Below are 25,905 nucleotides of genomic sequence, written 5' to 3'. Positions count from 1 at the left end.
CCGTGAGCAACCGCAAACTCGTCATCGTCGAGTCACCCGCCAAGGCCCGCAAGATCGGCGAGTACCTGGGCTCGGACTATCAGGTCGACGCCAGCGTCGGGCACATCCGGGACCTGCCGAACCCCAGCGAGCTGCCGGCAGACATGAAGAAGGGCCCGTACGGCAAGTTCGCCATCGACATCGAGAACGACTTCGACCCCTACTACGTGGTCGACGCCGACAAGAAGAAGAAGGTCACCGAGCTCAAGCGCGCCCTGAAGGACTCCGACGAGTTGCTGCTCGCCACCGATGAGGACCGCGAGGGCGAGGCCATCGCCTGGCACCTGCTGGAGGTGCTCAAGCCCAAGGTCCCGGTGCGGCGGATGGTGTTCCACGAGATCACCAAGGAGGCCATCCAGCGCGCGGCGAGCAACACCCGCGACCTGGACACCCGCCTCGTGGACGCCCAGGAGACACGCCGGGTGCTCGACCGGCTCTACGGCTACGAGGTCTCCCCGGTGTTGTGGCGCAAGGTCAAGCAGGGCCTGAGCGCCGGACGGGTGCAGTCGGTCGCGACCCGGATGGTGGTCGAGCGGGAGCGGGAGCGGATGGCGTTCCGCTCCGCCAGCTACTGGGACGTCGAGGGCGACTTCGCCCCGCAGGGCAGTGGCGGTCAGACCTTCACCGCCCGGCTGACCGGCACGGACGGCAAGCGGGTGGCCACGGGGCGCGACTTCACCGACTCCGGGGTGCTGAAGTCCGACGCGGTCCGCCACCTGGACGCCGCGGCCGCCACCTCGATCGCCGAGGGCACCCGCGCCGGCGACGTCGTGGTCCGCGAGGTCTCCGAGAAGCCCTACACCCGCCGCCCGTCGGCGCCGTTCACCACCTCCACGCTGCAGCAGGAGGCCTCCCGCAAGCTGCGGCTGAACAGCAAGACCACGATGCGGGTGGCGCAGTCGCTCTACGAGAACGGCTACATCACCTACATGCGGACCGACTCCACGACGCTGTCGGAGTCGGCGATCCACGCCGCCCGCGGTCAGGCCCGCGACCTCTACGGCGCCGACTACGTGCCGGACGCCCCGCGCCGCTACGGCAAGGCCAGCAAGAACGCGCAGGAGGCGCACGAGGCGGTCCGTCCGGCCGGTGACTCGTTCCGGACCCCGGCCCAGGTGGCCGGTGAGCTGCACGGCCAGGAGTTCAAGCTCTACGAGCTCATCTGGAAGCGGACCGTGGCCTCCCAGATGGCCGACGCCAAGGGGTCGACCGCCACGGTGAAGCTGACCGCCACCCTGCCTGCGGACCACGCCGCGCGCGAGGCCGAGTTCACCGCCTCCGGCACGGTCATCACCTTCCGCGGCTTCCTGGCCGCCTATGAGGAGGGCCGCGACGAGGAGCGCTACGGCCGCGCCGCGGAGGAGACCGAGCGCCGGCTGCCGAAGCTGTCCGAGGGGGTCCCGCTGGACGTGCTGCGCGCCGAGGCGGAGGGGCACCAGACCTCCCCGCCGGCCCGCTACACCGAGGCCACCCTGGTGAAGGCGCTGGAGGAGAAGGGCATCGGTCGCCCCTCGACCTACGCGGCCACCGTGGGCACCATCCAGGACCGTGGCTACGTGCGCACCAAGGGCAACGCCTTGGTCCCGACCTGGTTGGCCTTCGCCGTGACGCAGCTGCTGGAGCAGCACTTCTCCCGGCTGGTCGACTACGACTTCACCGCCTCCATGGAGGAGGACCTGGACCGCATTGCCCGCGGCGACGAGCACCGGGTGGACTGGCTGCGCCGGTTCTACTTCGGCGACGAGGCCCGCAGCGCCGAGGGCCTGCGGGACCTGGTGCAGGACCTGGGGGAGATCGATGCCCGCGGGGTCTCCACCATCCCGATCGGTGACGGCATCGTGGTGCGCGTCGGTCGGTACGGGCCCTACGTGGAGGACACCCGGGCCGAGGGCGAGGCGCGCCGGGCCACGGTCTCCGACGACATCGCCCCCGACGAGATGTCGCCCGAGAAGGGGCGCGAACTGCTCGAGGCCTCGGCCGACGACGGCCGGGTGCTGGGGCAGGACCCGGAGACCGGTCGCGACATCGTGGCCAAGGCCGGGCGCTACGGCCCCTACGTCACCGAGGTGCTGCCCGAGGACCCGGCTGCGGCTGCCGACGGCGGGGACGCCGCCAAGACGCCGGCGAAGAAGCCGGCTCGCAAGACGGCCAAGGTCAAGCCGCGCACCGCCAGCCTGTTCAAGGACATGGACCTGGCCACCATCGAGCTGGACACCGCCCTGAAGCTGCTGAGCCTGCCCCGCGTCGTCGGGCAGGACCCCGAGAGCGGCGACGACATCACCGCCCAGAACGGCCGCTACGGCCCGTACCTGAAGAAGGGGACCGACTCGCGGTCGCTGACCACCGAGGCGCAGCTGTTCGAGATCACCCTGGAGGAGGCGCTGGCGATCTACGCCCAGCCCAAGACCCGGGGGCGGGCCGCGGCGGCGCCGCCGCTGAAGGAGCTGGGTGAGGACCCGTCCAGCGGCAAGCCGGTCGTGGTCAAGGACGGCCGGTTCGGCCCCTACGTCACCGACGGCGAGACCAACGCCACGCTGCGCAAGGGCGACGACCCGGAGTCGATCACCCCGGAGCGCGGCTTCGAGCTGCTCGCCGAGAAGCGGGCCAAGGGCCCGACCACCCGCAAGCGGACGACCCGCAAGTCCACGGCGAAGAAGACGACCACGCGCAAGAGCACCGCGCGGAAGACCACCAAGAAGGCCTGAACCCCGGTCAGACCGGCTGGGTCAGACGGGCCGTGGCGTGCCGAGCGGCCCGTTGTGCGGCCGGGTGCGCCGCCGCGAGCGCGAGCTCCAGGTCGTTGATCAGGTCGCGTGGGTCCTCGAGCCCGACCGACAGCCGCAGCAGTGAGGCGACGGGCCGCGCCTCGGGTGCGACCGGGCGGTGGGTGAGCGAGGCGGGGTGCTGGATCAGGGTGTCCACCCCGCCCAGGGAGACCGCGTGCTGGATCAGCTGGCAGGCGTCCGCGGTGGCGGCGGCCACGGCATACGAGTCCACCTCGAAGGCGAGCACCGCTCCGGTGCCGGCCTGCTGGGTCCCGATCAGCCCGCGCGGGTCGCTGCCGGGCAGGCCCGGGTAGTGCACCGCCCGGACCCGCGGGTGGTGGCCCAGCCAGCGGGCGACCACCTGGGCGCTGTCCTGCTGGGCGCGGACCCGGATCGGCAGGGTCTGCAGGCCGCGGTGTGCCTGGTAGGCGGCGAGCGGGTGCAGCAGACCGCCGGTCAGTGCCCGGACGGAGCGAATGCGGGCGGCCCACCGGGCGTCCGTGGCGACGATCCCGGCCATGATGTCGCCGTGGCCGCCGAGGAACTTGGTGGCGGAGTGCAGCACGATGGTGGCCCCGAGCGTCAGGGGCTGCTGCAGGACCGGGGTGGCGAAGGTGTTGTCGACCAGGACCGGGACGTCGCCGGCCTGGTGCACCACGTCGGCGATGTCGACCAGGTCGAGCGTGGGGTTGGCGGGGGTCTCGACGACCACGAGCCCGGTGTCGGCCTCGAGCGCCGCGGCCACGTCCCCGGGCCTGGCCCAGGTGACGCGGGTGCCGAGCAGTCCGGTGGCCAGCACGTGGTCGGTGCCGCCGTACAGCGGCCGCACGGCCACGACGTGGGGCCTTCCCTCGGCGACCGTGGCGAGCAGGGTGGCCGAGAGGGCGGCCATCCCGGACCCGAACGCCACGGCCTCCTCGGCCTCCTCCAGAGCGGCCAGGGCCTCCTCGAAGCGGGCCACGGTGGGGTTCCACAGCCGCTGATAGACCGGGCTCGCACCCGCCCCCAGGGGCTGGCCGGTGGCCAGCTGCTCGTAGGAGTCGCCGCCGGCCTCCACCCCGGGGAGCGGGTAGGTCGTCGACAGGTCGATCGGGGGCACGTGCACCCCCGCGGCGGCCAGGTCCTCGCGCGCGGCGTGGACGGCCGTGGTGTCGACGGAACGGGACGGGGCTGATGAGATGCTCACGGGAGGGCTCCTGGTCGGGGTGGACGACGGTGTCCGTCCCTCCATGGTGAAGAAATCGCCGAGCAAGGTCAATCTGCCCGTGGAAACTTCGTATCTGCGGCTTGGAGTCCACTGGATCTGCGAGAGTGACGGGGTAGACTGCGGGGCATGGCGAAGATGGTGCAGGCCCCTGCCCCGACGGTGCTGGACCGGGTCGACCGGCAGCTCGTGCGGCTGCTGGAAGAGGACGGACGGACCCCCAACGCGACGCTGGCCCGGGCGGTGGGCGTGGCGGAGTCGACCTGCCTGGTCCGGGTCCGGTCGCTGCGGGAACGCGGCGTCATCGAGGGGATCCACGCCCGGATCGACCCGGCCGCGGTCGGCCGCCCGGTCCAGGCGATGATCGCGGTCCGGTTCGGCGGTCACCGCCGCAGCCACTTCGAGGCCTTCCGCGAGGAGGTGCCCCTGTTGCCGGGGGTGCTCGGCGCCTACCACGTCAGCGGTGCGGTCGACTACCTGGTGCACGTCGCCGCGGAGTCGGCGGACGCGTTGCGCGACTTTGTGCTGGACCACCTCACCAACCGACCCGGGGTGCTGCACGCCGAGACCTCCCTCATCTTCGACGCGCTGCGTGGCGAGGGGACGCTGACCCCTGCCGACGACGAGTGAGGGGTCCCGACGGTGCCGAGGGCTGAGTCGCTGACGGTGCAGGTGCACCCACCGGAGGTCACCCGGGGGCGGGTGCGCTTCAGCTGGGACCAGGACGGCGACAACCCCTACCAGCGGCGCAACACCTGGCGCGTGGACTACGGCCGCGTCCGGGTCGACCGGATGGATCGGCGCGTCCTCTACGAGGTGCTGCTCAGCCTGCAGCTGCCGATCTGGGCGGCGACCGCACGCGAGGTCACGGTGCGCCTGCCCGAGCCGGTCGGGCAGATCACCCTCGACTTCTGGCGGGCCTACCTGGACGTCGGCAACGTCCGGTTCGAGGGCCCGGTCGACGATACCCGCCGCTACCGCGTGGCCCGCCCGCCGGCGCCGTGGCGTCGCCTCTCCCCGCTGCGGCGCCGCCCCACCCCGCTGGCGGTCACCTACGGCGGCGGCAAGGACAGCACCCTGGCCCACCAGGCGCTGCTGGAGGGTCGCCGCCCCGACCAGGTGCTCCTCCTGCACCTGGTCCAGCTGTTCGCCCTGGGCAACGAGACGCGGGAACGCACCACCCGGCGCAGCCTGGACACCATCCTCGGCCCGGCCCGGCGGCGCACCGGCGCCCCCCAGCACGTGGCCACGACCGACTACCTGGCGGTGCTCCGGCACGACCGGTCCGGCCCGCGCCCGCACATCAACATTTACGTCGCGGCGATGCTGCCGCTGCTGGTTGACCGGGGAGTGCACCAGGTGGTGTTCTCCCGCACGGCTCTGGGCTACCGCACCACCCCGACCAAGGACGGCGGCCTGCGCTTCTCCAACCCGGCCGGGCGCCCCGAGAAGCTGCGCCACCTGCGCCGCTACTGTGCCGACGTCCTCGGGTGGGACCTGCACAGCGAGAGCACCCACTTCGCGATCGGGGAGTACGTCTCCTTCGGGACCGTGCTGCAGGCCTACCCCGACGCCTTCGCCGAGATGGTGATGTGCACCCGCACGCTGGAGGCCGAACGCTTCTGCCACGAGTGCGCCAAGTGCCTGGAGTTCGCGCTCCTGGGGCTGTCCTTCGGGCACGTGGCCCCGGACATGGACTACGACCGGTTGCTCACCGACCCGCGGGTGGTCGAGCTCGCCGCCGCCGCCGACGCACTGGAGGGGGAGACCGCCTGGCACGGCGCCGGGCCCTACCAGCGGGCGCTTGGCACCGGCAGCCACTTCGCGACCTGGTGCCACACGCTGCACCGGATCGACCCCGAGGATCCGGCGATCCCGGCCGGGCCGGAGGCCCGGGCACACCTGCGCTCGCTGAAGCGGGCCTGGGGGCAGGTGCCCTTCCCCGCCGTGGCCCGGCTCGACGCTCGTGCCGTGCGCGCGTCCGGCCCGCTGGGCCAGGAGGTGGCGGCGGTGGCCGCACGGCACTTCCCGGTGCAGGAGCCGGAGTCACTGCCCGAGCGCGACAACCTGCTCCTGGTGCGGGACGAGCCGGCGACGCTGCGCTACGAGGCAGTCCTGGAGGTGCCGGAGCTGGACGCGTGGGCCGAGCGCTGGCAGGTGCCCACGGTGGACGGCGACGGCTGACGGTCGGTCGCGTCGCTTAGGCTCGGTCCCGTGCCCGTCGACCAACCCGTATGCCGCATGGCCGACTCCGGCTTGTTCGTCGCCTTCGAGGGTGGGGACGGGGCCGGCAAGTCGACGCAGATCAGGCTGCTCTCGGAGGCGCTGACCGCGCAGGGGTACGACGTCGAGACGACGCGCGAGCCCGGGGGCACCACCGTCGGGGCGGCGATCCGGGAGGTGCTGCTGCACGGGGACCACGTTGCGCCCCGCGCCGAGGCGCTGCTCTTCGCCGCGGACCGGGCGCACCACGTCGAGACCGTCGTGCGGCCCGCGCTGGACCGGGGCGCAACAGTGCTCACCGATCGCTACATGGACTCCTCGATCGCCTACCAGGCCGCCGCCCGGGGGTTGGACGCCCACCAGGTCAGGGGCCTGTCGCTGTGGGCCACCGGGGGTCTGGTGCCGCACCTGACCGTGCTGCTCGACGTGGACGCCGCCACCGGGCACGAGCGCCGCGGCTCCGTCCACGACCGGCTCGAGTCCGAGGGCCGCGAGTTCCACCAGCGGGTCCGGCAGGGGTTCCTCGACCTGGCCTCCGCCGAGCCGGAGCGCTACCTCGTGCTCGACGCCGCGCTGCCGCCGGAGACCCTGCAGGCCCGGGTGCGGGACGCGGTGGAGGGGCTGGGGGTGCGATGAGCGTCTTTGAGCAACTGGTGGGTCAGGAGCCGGTCGTCGCCGAGCTGACCCGGGCGGCCACCAACCCGGGGTCGATGACGCACGCGTGGCTGTTCACCGGACCACCGGGCTCCGGCAGGTCCGTCGCCGCGCGGGCCTTCGCCGCCGCCCTGCAGTGTGAGCGTCCCGACGGACCGGCCGGTCCCGGCTGCGGGGAGTGCACCGCCTGCCACACCGTGCAGGTCGGCAGCCACCCCGACCTCACCGTGGTGGCGACCAGCCACACCTTTATCCGGGTCGACGAGGCACGCACCCTGGCGCAGACCGCCGCGACCCGGCCCACGACCGGGCGCTGGCGGGTGATCGTGGTCGAGGACGCCGACCGGCTCAACGATCAGGCCGCCGACGCCCTGCTCAAGGCGATCGAGGAGCCCCCGCCGCGCACCGTCTGGTTGCTGTGCGCCCCGAGCCTGGAGGACCTGCTGGTGACGGTCCGGTCGCGGTGCCGGCACGTGCGGCTGCGGACCCCGCCGGCGGATGCGGTGGCGGAGCTGCTGCAACGCCGCGACGGCATCGACGTGGCGATGGCCCACTACGCCGCCCGCGCCGCCCAGAGCCACATCGGGCTGGCCCGCAGGCTGGCCACCGACGAGGCCGCGCGGTCCCGCCGTCGGGCGGTGATCGGCATACCGACCCGTCTCACCGGGCTGGGGGCCGCCCTCACGGCGGCCGCGGAGCTGCACGAGGAGGCCGTGGCCGGGGCGACCCGTGCCGCGGGCGAGGACGGCGACGAGGAGCGGCGCGAGCTGCTGCGCCAGCTCGGGGCCGACCCCGACGCCCGGACCCAGCCACCCTCCGTCCGGGCCCACCTGAAGCGGTGGGAGGAGGACCGCAAGCGGCAGTCGACCCGGCAGCGGCACGACACCATCGACGCCGCGCTGACCGACCTCTCCTCGGTCTATCGCGACGCGCTCGTGCTGGGCAGTGGGGCCGGGGTCGACCCGGTCAACGCCACCGAGATCGACCAGGTGCGCCAGGTCGCGCGCGCCTTCACCCCCGAGGAACTGCTCAGGGCCATCGAGACCATCGGCCTGGCCCGCGCCAGGCTGGTCGCCAACGGGGCGCCATTGTTGGTCCTGGAGGCGATGATGATTGGCTTGGTGCTGCCGCGCTCGACGACGGGGGCGCACGGATGACCACACGAGAGGACGGCACAGTGCGGACACTGATCCAGCGAGGGACCGGACGCCACGCGTCCGGCCGCCCCGCCCCCTGGCGCGTGGCCGCGGCCGGCAGCGCCGCTGCCCTGGTGCTGCTCGCCGGCTGCACGGGGGCGCCGGATTCCTCCGCGCCCGAGGGCGGTGGCCAGGACGACGGGGCGAGTCAGGACGACGGGGCGAGTCAGGACAACGGCGGGGACACCACCGACGGCGCCGGAGGCACCACGGGGGAGGAGCCGGGAGAGGCCGGCGGCGGTGGCGCCCCTGCCCCGGAGGGGCTGGAGCGCTACTACGAGCAGGAGCTGTCCTGGGAGGGCTGCGACGGTGGTGAGTGCGCCCAGCTGGAGGTCCCGATCGACTACGAGGACCCGGAGGGAGCCACCATCGAGATCGCGGTGCTCAAGGTCGACGCCTCCGGTGACCGCCAGGGCTCCCTCGTGGTGAACCCGGGCGGACCCGGCGGGTCGGGCGTGGAGTACGCCCAGATGGCCGGGTCCATCGTCGGCGGCCCCGTGCGCGACGCCTACGACATCGTCGGCTTCGACCCGCGGGGCGTGGCGCGGTCGGCCCCGATCGTCTGCCTGGACGACGCCCAGCTCGACGAGTACCTCGGCAGCGACCCCACGCCGGACGACGCGGAGGAGGAGGCGGCCAGCGCCGCGCTCGTGCAGGGCTTCGCCGAGGCCTGCCGCGACAACGCCGGGGACCTGCTGGGGCACGTCTCCACGGTCGAGGCCGCGCGTGACATGGACGTGCTGCGTGCGGCGCTCGGCGAGGACCAGTTGGACTACCTGGGCGCCTCCTACGGCACCTTCCTCGGCGCCACCTACGCCGAGCTCTTCCCGGAGAACGTCGGCCGGTTCGTGCTGGACGGCGCGATCGACCCGGCCCTGACCGGGACGGAGATGGGGCTGGGCCAGGCCGAGGGGTTCGAACGGGCCACCCGCGCCTACGTCGAGGACTGCGTTGCCAAGGGCGACTGCCCGCTGGGCGACGACGTGGAGACCGCGATGGCGGGCATCCCGGCCTTCCTCGACGAGCTCGACGCCAACCCGGTCCCGGTCCAGGGTGACACCGTCACGGAGCTGACCGAGGGCTGGGGGATGTACGGCATCATCGTGGCGATGTACGACCAGGCCGGCTGGCCGCTGCTGTCGACGGCGCTGCGCAACGCCCAGGACGGCGACGGGTCGATGCTGATGTTCCTGGCCAACCTCTATGCCAGCAGGTCCTCCGACGGCAGCTACGACGGCAACAGCATGCAGGCGATCTATGCCGTGAACTGCCTGGACCGTCCCAGCACGGAGGGGGATGACAGCGAGGACATGCTGGAGCAGTTCGAGGAGGTCTCCCCGACCTGGGGTCGTTACCTCTCGGGGGAGGGGGCCTGTGCCCACTGGCCCGTGGAGGCCCAGACCACGCTGACCGACTACGACGCCGCCGGTGCCGCGCCGATCGTGGTCATCGGGACCACGCGCGATCCCGCGACCCCGTACGAGTGGGCGCAGACGCTCGCGGACACCCTGGAGTCCGGGGTGCTGATCAGCTACGACGGTGACGGCCACACGGCATACGGCAGGTCAAACTCCTGTGTCGACGATGCCGTGGACGCCTACCTGGTGGACGGCAATGTGCCCGAGGACGGGCTGAGCTGCTGAGCCGCCGACCGATTCGCTCCGGGCGTTGACGATCAGTTATTCTCCTACGGCGCCCCTGGCGCGTGCCGCCTTAGCTCAGTCGGCTAGAGCGATTCACTCGTAATGAATAGGTCATCGGTTCGATTCCGATAGGCGGCTCCACGAAACGTCCCAGGTCAACGGCCTGGGGCGTTTTCGTTGCCCGCAGCGTCCTCCTCTCCGTGTGTGCCCCCGCCGGCCCAATCCGGCACGATCCGCGACCGGCACCGGGGCAGGCGCGAAATCACACACCCTCACGGCGCGAAATTCCGACCAACGAAGGCCCGTCCACGCGGCTATGAGTACCAGGTCAGCAGAACGGCCGTCATGCACGCGGACCGCAGCGACTTCCTCCACCTCGACCTCACTCCGAGGCATCACCCGGTCCGGCTCAGTGTCCTGACGAGGGACCCGGCTCAGCGTCACCGGGTTCGTCATGATCGACCGTTCCGCAACACACCAACCGAAGAACGCCGCGAGGCTGGCCCGCCACCGGCGGACGCTGCCCTCCGCATACCTCGTGGCCCACCCATTGAGGACCCGTCGCACATCCCGATCCGTCACCGACCCCACCGCACGGGCTGTCAACGCAGGCGGGAGCCGGTGAGTCATCGCTGCGTCAGCGTGCGCCGTCGTCGTCGCGACGCCCTGTCGACGGCACGTGGAAACTGACCCCTGGACGGCAGGTGAAAACTGACCCCCGGCCGAGATCCTGTCCTCGTCGACGAGGACAGGAGAAAGCGGGTGTTGGACGTGGAGGACTGGGCTGCGATCCGCCGGTTGCGCCGGTCGGAGGGCGTGCCGATCAACGCGATCGCTCGGGTGATGGGCTGTTCGAAGATCCAGGTGAAGCGGGGCGTCGGCTGCCTCCGGGCCGCCCGGATACCAGCGACCGGCCAAGGGGTCGGTCGTCGACGCGGTCGAACCGCGGATTCGTGAGCTGCTCTCGGCCCGGCCGACGATGCCGGCAACGGTGATCGCCGAACGGATCGGCTGGGTCACCAGCCAACCAAAGACACTGCGGCCTGCGAGCCGAAAGCCTGGCGCTATGAGGGTCGTCGAACCGTTGCCCCCCCCAGGGTTCTCGCGCGTAGGGTGATCAACAGCATCCAACGTCGGACGGGGTGTGATGCATGAAGCATCGAGGGCTTGTGTTCCTGCTCGCCTTATCAGGGGGAGCGTGTGCCGACGGTCAGGACACTATCGCGATAGTTGAGCATGGCGGAGAAGTAGGTGCAGACGCGGGCATTGAGGGATCGCTCGCTTTGCGTGATGGTTGCCTGATGATGCACCTGGCGGCCGGTTCCGGAGGCGTCCAGATGGAGTACCTGCTCGCCTTCCCTGAGGGTGGCGCGAGCGTGGATAGCACCGGCATTGAGTTTCGAGGCGAGCGGTTCACCATCGGGCAGACCATGTCGTTTGGGGGGACCGCGGTCCCGGCGTCTCAGACCTCGGTGCCAATCACCTCGGGCGGTGAATGCATCCAGGACGACGACACGCTGTGGTTGGTGGGAGCCGAGTGATCTTGGTCTGTCCGTCACCGCCTCACTGGCTAGCGCGCGAGTACTTCTCTGCTGGTTCAAGGCGCGCCTTCGGCGCGCCGGCGACGGCGGGGACCCCCACGATCAGGGCGTCGGGCGAGGGCATCAAGGGGACCTGGTGTTAGTTCGGGAAGCTGCTCCGCACCTGCGCACCGAGTCACTCGGATCTGTCCCCGCTTGACGCCCGCGACCGCCGCCCAGCCTGCTCCGCTATCGGAAAGCCGCCTGACTCTGGCATCGTGACACGCTGGCACAGGACAGGGCCCGCCCCGGCGTGCTGCCGGACGGGCCCTGCCCTGTTGCCGAGTGCGGGTCAGTCAGCGACGACCCGGATGGTGAACTCGCCGTCGTCACCGGCCCAGGTCGAGCTGATGCCGATGGCGGCGATCTGCTCCACGCTGGCCCGGGTGTTCTCGTCCGTGATCTCCGGGAGGTAGAACTGCTCGAAAGCGTTCAGGTTCACGTACAAGACCGTGTCGGCGCCGTCAGCGTTCGGCACCGCCGACTGGAACGTGGCGTCGTCGCCCAGCCCGCCGTCCTGCACCGCAGCGTCGACGTACGGCTGGCTCAGGCCCAGGCTGAGGACACCGTCGTCCGCGCGACGGACCAGGATCTGGTCCAACTCGGCCGGCGTTGCGCCGGTGGCCGTGGCCACGCGGTCGATCACGGCGTTGGCGGCGTCGGTGTCGGTCTGCACGCGGACGACCAGGGGCAGCTGGCTCGGGTCCTCCATCTGGTCCACCGTGGCGATGTCGGCGCCGACCCCGATGGCCAGGCTCTGCCCGAGCAGGGTCTGCAGGTCGCCGGGGAGCTCGAAGCCCTCCGCAGCAGCCTCGGACTGGATCTGCGCGAGCTCCTCCGGCATCACCTTGTTCATCTCGTCCCACACGAGCGTGACCAGCTGGTCGCCGTGCTCCTGCCCGATGGCCACCGCGGTGTCCGCCGGCAGGTCCTGCACGAGCTGCGCGGTGTCGTTGTCCTCCAGCTCGAACGGAACGCCGCGGCTGATCCCGTGCAACTCGATGTGGTCCTCGCCGAAGCGGACGGCCGCGGCGACGCGGCCGGTCTCGGCCTGCTCCAGCGAGGAGCCGGACAGGAAGCCCGCCATGCCACCGGGGCTCACCCCGGTGACGTCGCCGACCTCGTCCAGCGCGACGCCGGCCTCGTCGAAGAACGGGGCCAGCTTCTCCCCGTCGGCCCAGAAGGACAGGATCCCCTCGTCGCCCAGGGAGTCGATATCCCCGGCGAAGGTCTCGTTGTCGGCCAGGGTGCCCGCCTCGACACCGGCCTGGATGTCGTCAATCCACTCGGCGGAGGACAGCACGGCGTAGTCACCGTGGAAGAACCAGCCGGCCTCTTCCGCGCCCCCGGCCTCCTCGAACAGGGTGGTCAGCCCCTCCTCTGCCGCCTCCTGGTCCTTGACCTGGAGCGCGACGGCCACCTGCGGGTCGCCATCCCCCTGCGGGATCATCCCGACGCCCAGCCGGTCTCCGAGCCAGGGCTCGATGTCGCTCTCGTAGTCGATTCCGGCGAAGGCCGGCTCGTCCTCGGCCACCATCTCGAAGAACTCGCGGCGCATGTCGTCGCTGCGCAGGGTCTCGATGATCTCGGGGTCGAGGTCCTGCAGGAAGCGGACGGCCGCGATCTTCTGGCCGGCGCTGGGGTCGATGTCCATGCGGACGTAGACCGCGCTGTCGCCCGGCAGTGCGCTGGCGGGCTGGTCCCCGCCTCCGCCCAGGACGCGGGTGACGGCGAACGCACCGCCGCCGATGACCAGGGCGGCCACCAGTGCCAGGGCGACGATGACGCCGCCCTTCTTCTTGGACGTGTTCTTCTCGGGGGCGTACGGATCCCCCTGCGGCTGGTCGAAGACGCCGCTCATCGGTGTAGTCATGGGTTCCCTCCACTCTGGTGCGGGCACTCGACCCCGCTCGGTCAACGTTCGTAGGACGTCGACCTCGCCCCAAGAGTACCTCCCCGCCCTGTTTCGTTATCAAATCGTGATGCGACTTGGGGACACGTTCGAAATCACAACGATGCGACTTGGACGACCTGCCGAAGCACATGCGTGTGATTTCGAACGCCAGGTATTGCCTGTGGCGCATGTGACGTGAGGTAACGCTGTGACCAGCGCAAATACGTGTGATCGCTGTTTCCAGTGTGCACATTCACGTCTACTGTCGAGCCCGGTTCGCCCACGCCGCCACTGATGCCCTGTTGCCCAACCGGAAGGTTCGTTCTGTGCCTAGCTCCACCAGAGTGCGACGCGCTGCCTTCACCCTGAGTTGCCTCCTCGTCATCGGCGGGGGCGCTCCGGCGCTCGCTGCCGATGTGGACCGTCCGCCCTCGGAGCAGGACGTCCGGGATGCCCAGCAGGCCGTCCGGGGCGTCGAGACGCAGGTGTCCGGGCTGGACGCGCAGGTGCTGGAGTTCAACGCCCAGTTGCGCCAGGTCGAGTACGACGCGCAGGTGGCCGGCGAGGCCGCGATGGCCGCCCGGTTGGACCACGAGGAGAAGCAGGCGAAGGCCGACCAGCTGGCGGTGGAGGCCGCGGTCGCGCGCGACGTCGCGGACGAGGCGAACACCGTGCTCGGACGGCATGCTGCGACGGCGTACAAGGGTGGGGGACTGGGCGCGCTGAACGTGCTGTTCGACCAGCGGGGCGGGAACGACGTGCTCGAGCGGGCCGGATCCCTGGAAGTGATCAGCAAGATCCGCAACCGGGAGGTGCAGGACGCGACCACCGCCTCGGGCACGGCCGACGTGCTGGACCGCGAGGCCGCCATGGCCGCGGCACAGGCCGAGGCCGCTGCCCTGGAGGCACAGTCCACCGCCGAGGCAGCCGACACGGCGGTCGCCCGGGCCGAGGAGGAGAGCGCTCGCCTGGAGTCCCAGCGACAGGACACGATCGCCGAGCTGGCCAGGGTCCGCCAGGTCTCCGTGGAGACCGAGAACGAGCGGCAGGCCTATCTGCAGGCCGAGGCCGACCGGATCGCGGCCGAGAAGGCCGAGGCGGAGCGCATCGCCGCTGAGGAAGCAGAGGCGGAGCGGATCGCTGCGGAGGAGGCCGAGGCGGCACGTCTGGCCGAGGAGCGCCGCAACCAGGAGCCCACCCCGGCGCCCCAGCCGACGCCGGAGCCAACCCCGGAACCGACCCCCGAGCCGGAGCCGGAGCCGAGCCCGACGCCGACTCCCACCCCGACGCCGACTCCGACGCCGACGCCGACGCCTACCCCGACGCCGACGCCGACCCCGACTCCGACTCCGACGCCTACCCCGACTCCGACGCCTACGCCCGACTCCTACGCCGACGCCGACGCCTACCCCGACTCCTACGCCGACTCCTACGCCGACATCCTACGCCGACGCCGACTCCAACGCCGACCCCGACTCCCACGCCGACACCGACGCCCACCCCGCCCCCGGCTCCGACCCCGCCGCCGGCTCCGCCGGCGCCGGCTCCCGGAGCGGAGGCGGCCATCGCCTACGCCTACGAGCAGCTGGGAAAGCCGTACAAGTGGGGCGCCGAGGGACCGGACGCGTTCGACTGCTCCGGGCTGACCAAGATGGCCTGGCGTCAGGCAGGCGTGCACCTGTCGCACCACAGCGGCGCGCAGTACAACGCACTGCCTAAGGTGGCCCTGGCCGACGCCCAGCGCGGCGACCTGCTGTTCTTCAGCAACAACGGGCAGCCCTCAGGGATCTACCACGTGGCCATCTACCTCGGCGGCGGAGAGATGATCCACGCCCTGCGTGACTGGTCCAGCTGGGACGGAGTGAAGGTCACCCCGATCAGCTACTCCACCGGCATCCTGCCGCTGGCCGGACGCCCGTCGTAGCGGCCGCTGGCCGGACGCCCGTCGCAACGGGCGCCCGAGAGGCGCGACGTCAGCTGTTGGCGTGCGGGCCGGGCCAGCGTGCCGTGGTCAGGCCCGCCTCGCGCGCCCGGGTCACGGCCTCGTGGTAGGTGCGCTCGGCGTCCTCGCGGCCTGCCCAGTGGGCACCCTCGACGGACTTGCCGGGCTCCAGGTCCTTGTAGACCTCGAAGAAGTGCTGGATCTCCAGGCGGGTGTGGTCGCTGATGTGCTCCAGCTCGCGGATGTTGCCCTTGCGGGGGTCGTCCGCCGGGACGCAGATGATCTTGTCGTCGCCGCCGGCCTCGTCACGCATGTGGAACATGCCGATCGGGCGGGCGGCCACGAGGCAGCCCGGCCAGGTGGGCTCGTCCAGCAGGACCAGCGCGTCCAGGGGGTCACCGTCCTCGCCCAGGGTGTCCTCGATGTAGCCGTAGTCCGCCGGGTAGCGGGTCGAGGTGAAGAGCATCCGGTCCAGCCGGATCCGACCGGTGTCGTGGTCGACCTCGTACTTGTTGCGGCTCCCCTGGGGGATCTCGATGGTGACGTCGAAATGCATGGCGCACTGCCCTTCGCGGTCGGAGTTGTCTAGGCTCTCGGAAGAGTTTCGTACATCTTGGGGTCAAACACGAAAGCGTGGGTTCATGGGAGCACGTCGCGCAGCCGCGTTCGCGGCCGGGTGCTGCCTCGCCCTGGCCGTGGCGGGGGGCCCTGGTGCGGCCTCCGCCACGGACGAGGCGACCGCGACCGCAGGCGACGAGGCCACCGCAACCGCGACCGAGGACGGGCCGGCTCCGGCAGGGACCCGGCCGGTCGTGCGGGCGGTGCCGGACCCACCCGTGGTGCCCGTGACGGAGGGCGCCGCCGTGGACCCCGAAGTGGTCGAGCAGGCGGTGGCCGACGACCTGGAGAACGACTGGCTCGGCGAGCGGGTCTCGATCACGGTGCGGGACGCCGTGACCGGGGAGCACATCCTGGACCGCGCCCCGGACCGCGAGGTCACCCCCGCGTCCCTGACCAAACTGCTGACCGCAGCCGCCATCGTGACGGCGCTCCCCCTCGACGACACCTTCGACACCACGGTCGTGGCCGGCGTCGGCGACGAGGGCGCCGACGACATCTACCTGGTGTCCGGCGGCGACATGCTGCTGGACACCGGGGAGGGCGACCCCGAGGCGGTGGCAGGCCGCGCCGGCCTGGCCGACCTCGCCGACGCAGGTCGCGCAGGCCCGGGGCGGCGACGCACCGCCGGTGACGCTGCACGTCGACCCCAGCTACGGAGCCGGTGAGCTGGCCGCGCCGGGCTGGTCCGACTACTGGCTCGACCAGGGATTCACCGGGCCGATCACCATGCTCGGGCTGGCGCGGGACCGGGCCTTCCCGTACCACCCCGCGCCCCGGAACCCGACGCAGGTGACGGCCGCCGCCTTCCGGGATGCGCTGGAGGACGCCGGGGTCGAGGTGGCCGGTGACGAGGAGCAGGTGCCGCGGGGCAGCGCCCCGGCAGACGGTGAGCTCCTGGCCACGGTGAGCTCCGCACCGGTCCGGGACGTCCTGACGCTGGCCATGGCGGACAGCGACAACGCCATGGTGGAGCAGCTGGCCCGGCAGGCCGCGCTGCGTGACGGGGTCGGTGCGGAGCGCGACGCCATCAACGCCTGGGTCGTGGACCAGGTCAGCGAGCACTACGGCATCGACGTGACCGGGGTGCAGCTCAGCGACACCTCCGGGCTGTCCGACGGCACGACGATCCCGGTCCGGGTGGTGGGCGACGTGCTGGTCGCGGGCGCCGGCGGCGACCATCCCGACCTGCAACAGGTCCTGGAGGATCTGCCGATCGCCGGCTACACCGGCACCCTCTACGACCGGTTCCTGGCCGATCGGCATGCTCCGTCCGTCGGCATCGCCCGCGCCAAGACCGGGTCGCTGCCCGGGGTCACCGCCCTCGGGGGCACCCTGGTCACCCAGGACGACCGCCTCCTCATCTACGCCATCGTGGCCGACCGGTTCGACGACCGGGTGGTGCTGGAGGCCCGGGCCGTGACCGAGGACATCGTCACCGAACTCGCCCGCTGCGGCTGCTGAGCCGTCGCCGCGTAGGTTGGGGACATGAGCACCCAACCCGTGGACCTGCCCCGCGGCTCCGACCTCGTCGACTGGGACCTCGCCGCGGCGGCCGGGCGACGACTCGTCCCTGCCGGACCCCGGGTCGGCGCTGCTGAGGTCGCGGACCTGGTCGAGGAGCTCCGCGACGCCGCCGCGCGCGCCGTGGCCCCGGTCGCCGACACCAGCCTGCTGCGCGCACCCGAGGGCGCCCCGGCCCCCCTCGTGGTGGACCGGGCCGGGTGGATCCGCGCCAACGCCGCCTCGATGCGTTCCATGCTCGGGCCGGTGCTGGACACCGTGGTCGAGCGGCAGCGCAGCCAGGGCAGGGCCGGCGGCGCCGGCTCCCACCGGGCCTCCCCGGTGGGCAGCTCCTGGGGCGGCGCGGTCGCCGGGACCGAGCTCGCGGGCATGCTGGCCTGGGTGAGCACCAAGGTGCTCGGGCAGTACGACCTGGCGCCCCAGGGGACACCGCGCCTGCTGCTGGTCGCCCCCAACGTGCTGCAGGCCGAGCGGGAGCTGGAGGTGGACTCCTCGGACTTCCGGCTCTGGGTGTGCCTGCACGAGGAGACCCACCGGGTGCAGTTCACCGCCGTGCCGTGGCTGCGCGAGCACCTCATCGACGCCGCCAGGGGACTGGGCACCGACCTGGTCCCGGGGCCGGACCAGCTCGGGGACCGGGTGCAGCAGATCGTCACCAACCTGCCGGGTGTCGTGCGCGGGGACGTCGACGTGACGACCCTCCTGGCCACTCCGGAGCAGCGCGAGCAGCTCGCCGGGATCACCGCCGTGATGTCCCTGCTGGAGGGGCACGCCGACGTCGTCATGGACGATGTCGGCCCCTCGGTGATCCCGACCGTGGCGACCATCCGGCGCAAGTTCGAGCGCCGCCGCAAGGGTGCCGGGTCTCTGGACAAGGTGCTGCGCCGGCTGCTCGGGATGGAGGCGAAGATGCGCCAGTACCGCGACGGCGCCGTGTTCGTGCGCCACGTCGTCGACCGCGTGGGGCGGGAGGAGTTCAACCGGGTGTGGGACTCGCCCGACACGCTGCCGCGGGCCGAGGAGATCGTGGAGCCGGACCGCTGGGTGCAGCGCGTCCTGGGCTGAGCCGGGAACTGCGGAGTCCGGGAGACAGACGACATGGCCGGTCCCCACCCCGCCGTGGCCGCGGCACGTCTCGCCGTCCGGCGAACTCTGGCCGCGCACGACCTCGAGCGCTCCACCGTGCTGGTCGCCTGTAGCGGCGGCGCGGACTCGCTGGCCCTCGCCGCCTCAGCGTCCTTCGTGGCGCCCCGACTGGGAGCACGTGCTGGGGCCGTCGTCGTCGACCACGGCCTGCAGGACGGGTCCGCCGCCGTGGCGGCCCGCGCCGCCGACACCTGCCGGGACCTGGGGCTGGACCCCGTGACGGTGATCCCGGTGCGGGTGCAGCCGGGACCGAGCGGACCGGAGGACGCTGCCCGCACCGCGCGGTACGCCGCGCTCGCCACCGCCGCCCGGGACGCTTCCGCCGGCGCGGTCCTGCTCGGGCACACCCTCGACGACCAGGCCGAGCAGGTCCTCCTCGGCCTCGCCCGGGGCTCGGGCACCCGCTCGCTGTCCGGTATGCCGTCAGCCCGGCAGGTGCCCGGCGACCCCCCGCTCCTGTTGCTCCGTCCGCTGCTGGGGCTGGCCCGGGCGCAGACCGCGGCGGTGTGCGCGGCGCTCGGCCTGGCGCCGTGGGAGGACCCGCACAACGAGGACCCCCGGTTCGCCAGGGTGCGGGCCCGGGCTGCGGTGCACCACCTGGACGCCGCCCTCGGCCCCGGGGTGCCCGCCGCGCTGGCGCGCAGCGCCGAACTGCTGCGCGACGACGCCGACGCGCTCCACCAGGTGGCGGACACGGCATACGACCGGCTCGGCGACCCCCCGTGGCCGGTGCCCGAGCTGACCACCCTGCACCCGGCGGTCCGGCGCCGCCTGTGGCAACGGCTCGCCGCAGCGTCCGGCTGCCCCTCCGGGTCGGTCACCGCCGAGCACCTCAGGGCGGTCGACCGGCTGGTCACGGCGTGGCACGGCCAGGGTCCGATCGACCTGCCGGGCGGCATCCGGGCGCACCGCAGCGACGACCAGATGTGGCTGCAGGCCGCCGGGACGGGTTGAATGGGCCCGTACCGGGCTCGCAACCAGCCACCAACCCCGAACGCAGGAGACGACGTGGACGCCGCGCACATGGGTGCCGACCTGGAGAAGGTGCTGCTCACCGAGGAGCAGATCCAGACCAGGCTGCAGGAACTGGCCGACCAGATCTGGGAGGACTACCAGGACAAGAACGTCCTGCTCGTGGGGGTCCTCAAGGGGGCCGTGCTGGTCATGTCCGACCTGATGCGGGCGCTGCCCGGGTCCGTCGAGATGGACTGGATGGCGGTGTCCTCCTACGGCTCGGGGACCAAGTCCTCCGGCGTGGTGCGGATCCTCAAGGACCTGGACGCCGACATCTCCGACCGGCACGTGCTCATCGTCGAGGACATCATCGACTCCGGGCTGACGCTGAGCTGGATCCGCACCAACCTGCGCTCACGCAACCCCGCCTCCGTCGAGATCTGCACCCTGCTGCGCAAGCCGGAGGCCGCGAAGGTGGAGATCGACGTGCGCTACGTCGGGTTCGACATCCCGAGCGAGTTCGTGGTCGGCTACGGGCTGGACTACGCCGAGGCCTACCGCAACCTGCGGGTCGTGGGCACCCTCGCGCCGCACGTCTACTCCTGAGCGCCCGGGGTCGCCGACCCGGCGATCTGGAACACTGGGAGACGACCACACGTTGTCGGCAGGCAGGACCGGCGACCACCTGAGCAGGAGGAACGGGGCACTCCGCCCCGACAGTAGATGACGAAGAAGCGCACCACCCGCGGCCCCTGGATGTGGATCCTGATGATCCTCGGTCTGGGCGTGCTCTGGTATGCCCTCACCATGCCGAGCGGCTACGACCGCATCGACACCTCCGAGGCGATGGAGCTGATCACCGCGGACAAGGTGGCCTCCGCCACCGTGACCCCGGACCGGGTGGACCTCGTCCTCAAGGACGGTGAGACCTTCAGCAACGACGAGGTCTCCGAGAGCGAGCAGGTGCAGGCCTACTACGTCCCCTCCCGCGGCAACCTCGTCGTGCAGACGCTGGAGGAGCACCCGCCCAGCGAGGGCTACACCGACGACCCGGCGCAGCAGAACTGGTTCGTCTCCCTGATGTTCACGATGCTGCCGATCCTGCTCATCCTCGGGCTCTTCCTCTGGCTGATGACCCGGATGCAAGGCGGCGGCCGGGGGGTCATGCAGTTCGGCAAGTCCAAGGCCAAGCTGGCCACCAAGGACATGCCCAAGGTCACCTTCGCCGACGTCGCGGGCGCCGACGAGGCCGTCGAGGAGCTGCACGAGATCAAGGAGTTCCTGGCCGACCCGCGCAAATTCCTCGACGTGGGCGCCAAGATCCCCAAGGGCGTGCTGCTCTACGGCCCCCCCGGCACCGGCAAGACGTTGCTGGCCCGGGCGGTCGCCGGCGAGGCGGGCGTGCCGTTCTACACGATCTCCGGGTCCGACTTCGTCGAGATGTTCGTCGGTGTCGGTGCCTCCCGGGTGCGCGACCTGTTCGAGCAGGCCAAGGAGAACGCCCCCGCGATCATCTTCGTCGACGAGATCGACGCGGTCGGCCGGCACCGCGGCGCCGGGCTGGGCGGCGGCCACGACGAGCGCGAGCAGACGCTGAACCAGTTGCTCGTCGAGATGGACGGCTTCGACGCCAACGCCAACGTCATCCTCATCGCCGCGACGAACCGGCCCGACATCCTGGACCCGGCCCTGCTGCGCCCCGGCCGGTTCGACCGGCAGATCGCGGTCGAGGCCCCCGACATGATGGGGCGGCTGCACATCCTGCAGGTGCACGGCAAGGGCAAGCCGCTGGCCGAGGGCGTCGACCTGATGACCGTCGCCAAGCGGACCCCCGGCTTCTCCGGCGCTGACCTGGCCAACGTGCTCAACGAGGCCGCGCTGCTCACCGCCCGCTCCGACGCCAAGGTGATCACCGACCAGTACCTCGACGAGGCGATCGACCGGGTGATGGCCGGCCCGCAGAAGCGGACCCGGGTGATGAGCAACAAGGAGAAGAAGATCACCGCCTACCACGAGGGCGGCCACGCCCTCGTCGCGGCGGCCATGCGGCATACCGACCCGGTGTCCAAGATCACGATCCTGCCGCGGGGGCGGGCGCTGGGCTACACGATGGTGCTGCCGGCCGACGACAAGTACTCCACCACCCGCAACGAGTTGCTCGACCAGCTCGCCTACGCCCTCGGCGGGCGGGTGGCCGAGGAGATGGTCTTCCACGACCCGACGACCGGCGCCTCCAACGACATCGAGAAGGCGACCGGCCTGGCCCGCAAGATGGTCACCCAGTTCGGGATGAGCGAGCGGATCGGCGCCGTCAAGCTCGGCTCCGGGTCCGGCGAGGTGTTCCTCGGCAAGGACATGGGCCACGAACGGGACTACTCCGAGGACCTGGCCGGTGTCGTCGACCAGGAGGTCCGCCGCCTCATCGAGGCCGCGCACGACGAGGCCTGGCACGCGCTGAACGACAACCGCGAGATCCTGGACCTCCTCGTCCTGGAACTGCTGGAGAAGGAGACGCTGGGCGCCGAGCCGCTCGCCGAGATCTTCGCCGATGTCGTCAAGCGCCCCGAGCGGCCGGTGTGGCTGAGCAGCGAGCAGCGCGGCATCCACCAGCGCGGCCCCGTCCAGACCGAGGCCGAGCGCCGCGCCATGTCCAACGGGCACCGCGAGCCGGAGGGGGAGCGACCCCCCTCGGCCGTCGTCGAGGTGCCCGACGGCGGCTACGTCGACCCCGGCCAGGGGCTGCACTGAGGTGGACCGGCCCGACGTGGACCGCCGCACAGCGGACAACGGGGACAGCGACGCGGGCGAGATGCCGGCCGTCGCCCCCGTGGACCATGCCCGGATCGCCGCCGCGGTCCGCGAGATCCTCCTCGCCGTCGGGGAGGACCCCGACCGGGACGGTCTGCGGGACACCCCGGACCGGGTCGCCCGGTCCTACGCCGAGCTGTTCTCCGGGTTGGTCCAGAAGCCGGAGCAGGTGCTCACCACCAGCTTCGACGTGGGCCACAGCGAGCTGATCCTGGTCCGCGACATCGAGCTGTTCAGCCTGTGCGAGCACCACCTGGTGCCGTTCCACGGGGTCGCCCACGTCGGCTACATCCCCGGCACCGACGGGCGGGTCACCGGGCTGTCGAAGCTGGCCCGGCTGGTGGACGTCTTCGCCCGCCGCCCGCAGGTGCAGGAGCGGCTCACCTCCCAGATCGCCGACGCCATGGCCGACCACCTGAATCCGCAGGGTGTCCTCGTGGTGATCGAGGCCGAGCACCTCTGTATGTCGATGCGCGGCGTCCGGCGTCCCGGCGCCCGCACCATCACCTCGGCGGTGCGCGGGCAGCTGCGGCACCCGGCGACCCGGGCCGAGGCGATGAGCCTGGTCCTGGCGGACCGGACGCGATGAGCGGCGCCGACCTCCCGCTGGTGATGGGGGTCGTGAACGTCACGCCCGACTCCTTCAGCGACGGCGGTATGTGGCTGGAGCCGGACCGTGCCGTCGAGCACGGGCTGGAGCTGGTCCGCCAGGGCGCCGACCTGGTCGACGTGGGCGGTGAGTCCACCCGCCCCGGTGCCGACCGGCCCGCCGTGCGGGAGGAGCTGGACCGGGTGATCCCGGTGGTGCGGGCGCTGGCCGACCGGGACGTCACGGTCTCGGTCGACACGATGCGCGCGGAGGTGGCTGAGCAGGCGCTGGCGGCCGGGGCGCAGATCGTCAACGACGTCTCCGGGGGGCTGGCCGATCCCGCGATGGCGGGCGTGGTGGCCCGCGCCGGCGTCCCCTTCGTGGTGATGCACTGGCGGGGACACTCCGCGCAGATGGACCAGCTGGCCCGGTATGACGACGTGGTCGCCGACGTGGTCGCCGAGCTCGGCCAGCGGATTACCGACCTCACCGCGGCAGGGGTCGGCGCGGACCAACTGATCGTCGACCCGGGGTTCGGCTTCAGCAAGGACGCCGGGCACAACTGGCAGCTGCTCGCCGGGCTGGCGGACGTGGTCGCGATGGGTCACCGGGTGCTGGTCGGGACCTCCCGCAAGCGCTTCCTCGGCCGGCTGGACGACGACACGGCTGAGCCGGCGCCGCCCACCGAACGCGACGCCGCGACCGCCGCGACCAGCCTGCTGGCCGCCCAACTGGGTGCCTGGGCCGTGCGGGTGCACGACGTCCCCGGCACCCGCGACGCCCTGGCCGTGCTGCGGAGGGTGCGCGATGCCCGCTGACCGCTCCCGGGACCGGATCACTCTCACCGGCGTGACGGCATACGGGCACCACGGGGTGCTGGACTTCGAGAAGCGCGACGGGCAGGACTTCGTCGTCGACGTCGTCATGGACCTGGACCTGCGGGCCGCCGCCGAGCGCGACGACCTGGCGGCCACGGTGAGCTACGCGGAGGTCGCCGCCGACGTCGTGGAGATCGTCACCGGGCCCTCGTTGGACCTCATCGAGGCCCTGGCCGGGCGGATCGCCGAGCGGGTGCTGTCGCGGCCGTTGGTCGAGTCCGTCGCCGTGACCGTGCACAAGCCCCAGGCCCCCGTGGGCGTGCCGTTCGGCGACGTCGCGGTCACCGTGCGCCGCGACCGGGACGTCCCGGTCGTCATCGCCCTCGGCGCCAACCTGGAGGACCCCGCGCACCAGGTGCGGTCCGCGGCCCGGCGGTTGCACCGGGTGAGGGGGCTGCGGGCGGTGCGCACCTCGCCGCTGTTCGGGACCACCCCGGTCGGCGGGCCGGAGCAGCCGGACTACGTCAACGCCGTCGCGGTGGCGCGGACCCGGCTCACCCCGGCGTCCCTGCTGGCCGCGCTGCACCGCATCGAGGAGGACTTCGGGCGCACCCGCGAGGTGCGGTGGGGTGCCCGCACCCTCGACCTGGACCTCATCCAGTACGGCACGCCCGGCAGCGCCGGCGAGGCCCTCTCCGACGACCCCGCGCTCACCCTGCCCCACCCGCGGGCGCACGAGCGCGGGTTCGTCCTGGCGCCCTGGGCCGAGGTCGACCCCGGGGCCACGCTGCGGGTCGGCGAGGAGGTGCGGCCGGTGGTCGAGCAACTCGACCGGGTCGGCCGGGAGGGGGTCCGGCCGCTGCCGGGGGGTGCATCGTCGTGAACGTCCGGGACGGCGGGGTGCGGTGGAGCGCAGTCGGGCTGACCGCCGTCGCGTCCGGCATCGTCTGCCTCGTGCTGCTCCTGGTGTGGCGGCACAACGGCGGGCAATTGCCCACCCTGCCCTGGCTCGCGCTGGGGCCGCTGCTCCTGCTGTCGGCCATCGTCCTGCTGGCGGGGTGGCAGGTGCACCGGTCGGTCCAGCAACCGCCCACGGGCCGGGGCGCGGGGGCGCGGGCGGTAGGGCCGGGCCTGCCGATGTCGCCGCAGCGAGCCCGAGGCGCGCTCGTCGCCGCCCAGGCCAGCGCACTGGGCGGGGCCGCGCTGGTCGGCTGGTACCTCGCGCACGCCGTGCTGGCCGCCCCCGACGCCGATGTCGCCTCGGTCCGTTCCTTGTTGCTGCGGGCCCTGGCCAGCGCCGCCGCAGCCGCCACCGTGGCGGTCTGCGGCATGGTGGCCCAACGGTGGTGCCGCGTGCCGCCGGCGGACGATGACGACGAGGACGGCACCTGGGAGGGGCTGCGATGAGTGAGCTGTCGTCTTTCGATCTGGTGGTCTACTCCAACTACGAGGAGGAGGGCGCAGCCTTCAGCCGGGCGATCGACCACATCGCCGACTGCTGGCCCGAGCTCCGGATGCGGGACGACGATGAGGACACGACGCTTGCCGACTACTTCACCGGCGACGATGTCCACGAGTGGGAGGTTCTCACCGGTGAGGTGGAGGGCCGCTACTCCTGGGTGGCGCACCAGATCCTGCTCCCCTTCGTCTTTGACCTGAACCCCTGGGTCTGGTCGCGCGAGGAGCCCGCGTGGTGGGTGCGGATCCAGTATGCCGAGGTGATCGACCAACTGCGGGTCGAGGTCTACGACCATGGTCGGCTGCGCAGGCTGATCCGGTGCAGCTCGGAGATGCCGTGGGTGCTCTTCGGTGACCCGTTCCCGTGGGAGGCGGAGTTCTGGGACGGGCGGCAACCGCAGGGTGGGGAGTTCGCGGACGCCCCGGATCCGCTCACCCCGAGGCCCCTCGCCGAGCAGGTGTTGCTGCCCGAGCTCCTGGTGCTCCAGGGCGCGACGCTCGCCGGTGGCGGATTGCCCCGGGAGTACGAGGGAGACCTCGGGACGGTCGAGTTCCGCGACGGCAGGCCCTTCTGGCGGGCGCTGGAGCCGAGTGTCAGGGCGAACGAGCTGGCTGCATCATCGCCGGGGTCCTTCGTCGACGACGACGGTCTGGCCCACATCGACGTGGAGCAGGTCAGCCTCCGGCCGGACCCGGGGCTGGCCACCGACTCCGAGGAGTGGCCGGATGTCGGGGGCCTGTGCGCAGCCGCCCTGCACCACCTGCTCGGGATCGGCTCCGTGGACGACCTGCACGGGGAGGACTGGGCCGGGATCTTGGTCCGGGTGACGGAACACCTGGACTGACCTGG

General features: G+C 72.1%; 23 protein-coding genes, 1 tRNA gene and 1 pseudogene. 22 read left to right on the top strand and 3 right to left on the bottom strand.

All coding sequences use genetic code 11. From position 1 onward, the window contains the following. The first annotated feature begins 2 nt into the window (after positions 1–2). Positions 3–2,744 carry a type I DNA topoisomerase gene (gene topA / locus AC1QRC_RS18130; protein ID WP_484204628.1) on the top strand — a complete coding sequence of 914 codons (2,742 nt, stop codon included), beginning with the start codon at positions 3–5 and terminating at the stop codon, positions 2,742–2,744. A gap of 7 nt (positions 2,745–2,751) precedes the next feature. Here the strand turns inward: topA and AC1QRC_RS18125 are convergent, their stop codons facing one another. Continuing rightward, complete coding sequence (locus AC1QRC_RS18125) at positions 2,752–3,990, bottom strand: trans-sulfuration enzyme family protein (RefSeq protein ID WP_484204627.1); 1,239 nt, start codon at positions 3,988–3,990, stop codon at positions 2,752–2,754. Positions 3,991–4,137: 147 nt separating this feature from the next. On the opposite strand from AC1QRC_RS18125, the gene AC1QRC_RS18120 reads away from it, so the two are divergent. From AC1QRC_RS18120 to AC1QRC_RS18085, 8 genes and pseudogenes are all read left to right on the top strand, one after another. Then, complete coding sequence (locus AC1QRC_RS18120; protein WP_484204626.1) at positions 4,138–4,638, top strand: Lrp/AsnC family transcriptional regulator; 501 nt, start codon at positions 4,138–4,140, stop codon at positions 4,636–4,638. 12 nt (positions 4,639–4,650) lie between these two features. Then, positions 4,651–6,192: a hypothetical protein gene (locus AC1QRC_RS18115; RefSeq protein WP_484204625.1), complete on the top strand. Its 1,542-nt coding sequence runs from the start codon at positions 4,651–4,653 to the stop codon at positions 6,190–6,192. 57 nt (positions 6,193–6,249) lie between these two features. Then, complete coding sequence (tmk, locus tag AC1QRC_RS18110) at positions 6,250–6,867, top strand: dTMP kinase (protein ID WP_484206687.1); 618 nt, start codon at positions 6,250–6,252, stop codon at positions 6,865–6,867. Next, positions 6,864–8,042 carry a DNA polymerase III subunit delta' gene (locus tag AC1QRC_RS18105; protein ID WP_484204624.1) on the top strand — a complete coding sequence of 393 codons (1,179 nt, stop codon included), beginning with the start codon at positions 6,864–6,866 and terminating at the stop codon, positions 8,040–8,042. The genes tmk and AC1QRC_RS18105 overlap by 4 nt, the downstream gene beginning before the upstream one ends. 20 nt (positions 8,043–8,062) lie before the next feature. Continuing rightward, entirely contained in the window at positions 8,063–9,724 is a 1,662-nt protein-coding gene (locus AC1QRC_RS18100) for an alpha/beta hydrolase (RefSeq protein WP_484204623.1), read from the top strand. Positions 9,725–9,788: 64 nt separating this feature from the next. Continuing rightward, positions 9,789–9,865: transfer RNA gene (locus AC1QRC_RS18095), tRNA-Thr, on the top strand. Positions 9,866–10,486: 621 nt separating this feature from the next. Further along, positions 10,487–10,832 (top strand): annotated as a pseudogene (locus AC1QRC_RS18090) (IS21 family transposase); the annotation flags it as partial. 61 nt (positions 10,833–10,893) lie between these two features. Beyond that, a complete protein-coding gene (locus AC1QRC_RS18085) occupies positions 10,894–11,265 on the top strand; it encodes a hypothetical protein (RefSeq protein WP_484204622.1) in 372 nt (123 codons plus the stop codon). Positions 11,266–11,596: 331 nt separating this feature from the next. Here AC1QRC_RS18085 and AC1QRC_RS18080 read toward each other — a convergent pair whose 3' ends face one another. After that, positions 11,597–13,177 carry a DUF3352 domain-containing protein gene (locus tag AC1QRC_RS18080; RefSeq protein ID WP_484204621.1) on the bottom strand — a complete coding sequence of 527 codons (1,581 nt, stop codon included), beginning with the start codon at positions 13,175–13,177 and terminating at the stop codon, positions 11,597–11,599. A 365-nt stretch (positions 13,178–13,542) separates the two neighbouring features. Between AC1QRC_RS18080 and AC1QRC_RS18075 the strand changes: the two genes are divergently transcribed. Then, the gene (locus AC1QRC_RS18075; RefSeq protein ID WP_484204620.1) at positions 13,543–14,844 is read left to right on the top strand and encodes a hypothetical protein; all 1,302 of its coding nucleotides are present in this window, start codon (positions 13,543–13,545) and stop codon (positions 14,842–14,844) included. Beyond that, positions 14,763–15,122, top strand: coding sequence for a C40 family peptidase (locus AC1QRC_RS18070; protein WP_484206686.1), 360 nt, complete (start codon positions 14,763–14,765; stop codon positions 15,120–15,122). The genes AC1QRC_RS18075 and AC1QRC_RS18070 overlap by 82 nt, the downstream gene beginning before the upstream one ends. A 49-nt stretch (positions 15,123–15,171) precedes the next feature. Here AC1QRC_RS18070 and AC1QRC_RS18065 read toward each other — a convergent pair whose 3' ends face one another. After that, on the bottom strand, positions 15,172–15,696 hold the full coding sequence (locus AC1QRC_RS18065) for an inorganic diphosphatase (RefSeq protein WP_484204619.1): 525 nt from the start codon (positions 15,694–15,696) through the stop codon (positions 15,172–15,174). A gap of 85 nt (positions 15,697–15,781) precedes the next feature. Between AC1QRC_RS18065 and AC1QRC_RS18060 the strand changes: the two genes are divergently transcribed. The 11 genes from AC1QRC_RS18060 (at position 15,782) to AC1QRC_RS18010 (ending at position 25,900) form a co-directional block, all read left to right on the top strand. Next, positions 15,782–16,426 carry a D-alanyl-D-alanine carboxypeptidase gene (locus AC1QRC_RS18060; RefSeq protein ID WP_484204618.1) on the top strand — a complete coding sequence of 215 codons (645 nt, stop codon included), beginning with the start codon at positions 15,782–15,784 and terminating at the stop codon, positions 16,424–16,426. Continuing rightward, on the top strand, positions 16,389–17,222 hold the full coding sequence (locus tag AC1QRC_RS18055) for a D-alanyl-D-alanine carboxypeptidase (RefSeq protein ID WP_484204617.1): 834 nt from the start codon (positions 16,389–16,391) through the stop codon (positions 17,220–17,222). The genes AC1QRC_RS18060 and AC1QRC_RS18055 overlap by 38 nt, the downstream gene beginning before the upstream one ends. Positions 17,223–17,246: 24 nt before the next feature. Next, positions 17,247–18,347 (top strand): zinc-dependent metalloprotease, encoded by a 1,101-nt coding sequence (locus tag AC1QRC_RS18050; protein ID WP_484204616.1) that lies wholly within the window; start codon positions 17,247–17,249, stop codon positions 18,345–18,347. A 33-nt stretch (positions 18,348–18,380) separates the two neighbouring features. After that, positions 18,381–19,382, top strand: a complete 1,002-nt coding sequence (tilS, locus tag AC1QRC_RS18045) for a tRNA lysidine(34) synthetase TilS (RefSeq protein ID WP_484204615.1) — start codon at positions 18,381–18,383, stop codon at positions 19,380–19,382. 54 nt (positions 19,383–19,436) lie between these two features. Beyond that, positions 19,437–19,988 (top strand): hypoxanthine phosphoribosyltransferase, encoded by a 552-nt coding sequence (hpt, locus tag AC1QRC_RS18040; protein WP_484204614.1) that lies wholly within the window; start codon positions 19,437–19,439, stop codon positions 19,986–19,988. A gap of 117 nt (positions 19,989–20,105) precedes the next feature. Then, complete coding sequence (gene ftsH / locus AC1QRC_RS18035) at positions 20,106–22,130, top strand: ATP-dependent zinc metalloprotease FtsH (RefSeq protein ID WP_484204613.1); 2,025 nt, start codon at positions 20,106–20,108, stop codon at positions 22,128–22,130. A gap of 61 nt (positions 22,131–22,191) precedes the next feature. Then, a complete protein-coding gene (gene folE / locus AC1QRC_RS18030; RefSeq protein WP_484206685.1) occupies positions 22,192–22,779 on the top strand; it encodes a GTP cyclohydrolase I FolE in 588 nt (195 codons plus the stop codon). Further along, entirely contained in the window at positions 22,776–23,597 is an 822-nt protein-coding gene (folP, locus tag AC1QRC_RS18025; RefSeq protein ID WP_484204612.1) for a dihydropteroate synthase, read from the top strand. Before folE ends, folP begins: the two co-directional genes overlap by 4 nt. Beyond that, positions 23,587–24,480: a 2-amino-4-hydroxy-6-hydroxymethyldihydropteridine diphosphokinase gene (gene folK / locus AC1QRC_RS18020; protein WP_484204611.1), complete on the top strand. Its 894-nt coding sequence runs from the start codon at positions 23,587–23,589 to the stop codon at positions 24,478–24,480. The genes folP and folK overlap by 11 nt, the downstream gene beginning before the upstream one ends. Then, positions 24,477–25,004, top strand: a complete 528-nt coding sequence (locus tag AC1QRC_RS18015; protein WP_484204610.1) for a DUF3180 domain-containing protein — start codon at positions 24,477–24,479, stop codon at positions 25,002–25,004. The genes folK and AC1QRC_RS18015 overlap by 4 nt, the downstream gene beginning before the upstream one ends. Further along, the gene (locus AC1QRC_RS18010; protein ID WP_484204609.1) at positions 25,001–25,900 is read left to right on the top strand and encodes a hypothetical protein; all 900 of its coding nucleotides are present in this window, start codon (positions 25,001–25,003) and stop codon (positions 25,898–25,900) included. Before AC1QRC_RS18015 ends, AC1QRC_RS18010 begins: the two co-directional genes overlap by 4 nt. The last annotated feature ends 5 nt before the right edge of the window (positions 25,901–25,905 follow it).

It is taken from the genome of Ornithinicoccus sp., assembly GCF_057176825.1.
This window is presented reverse-complemented; position numbering and strand designations above follow the sequence as displayed.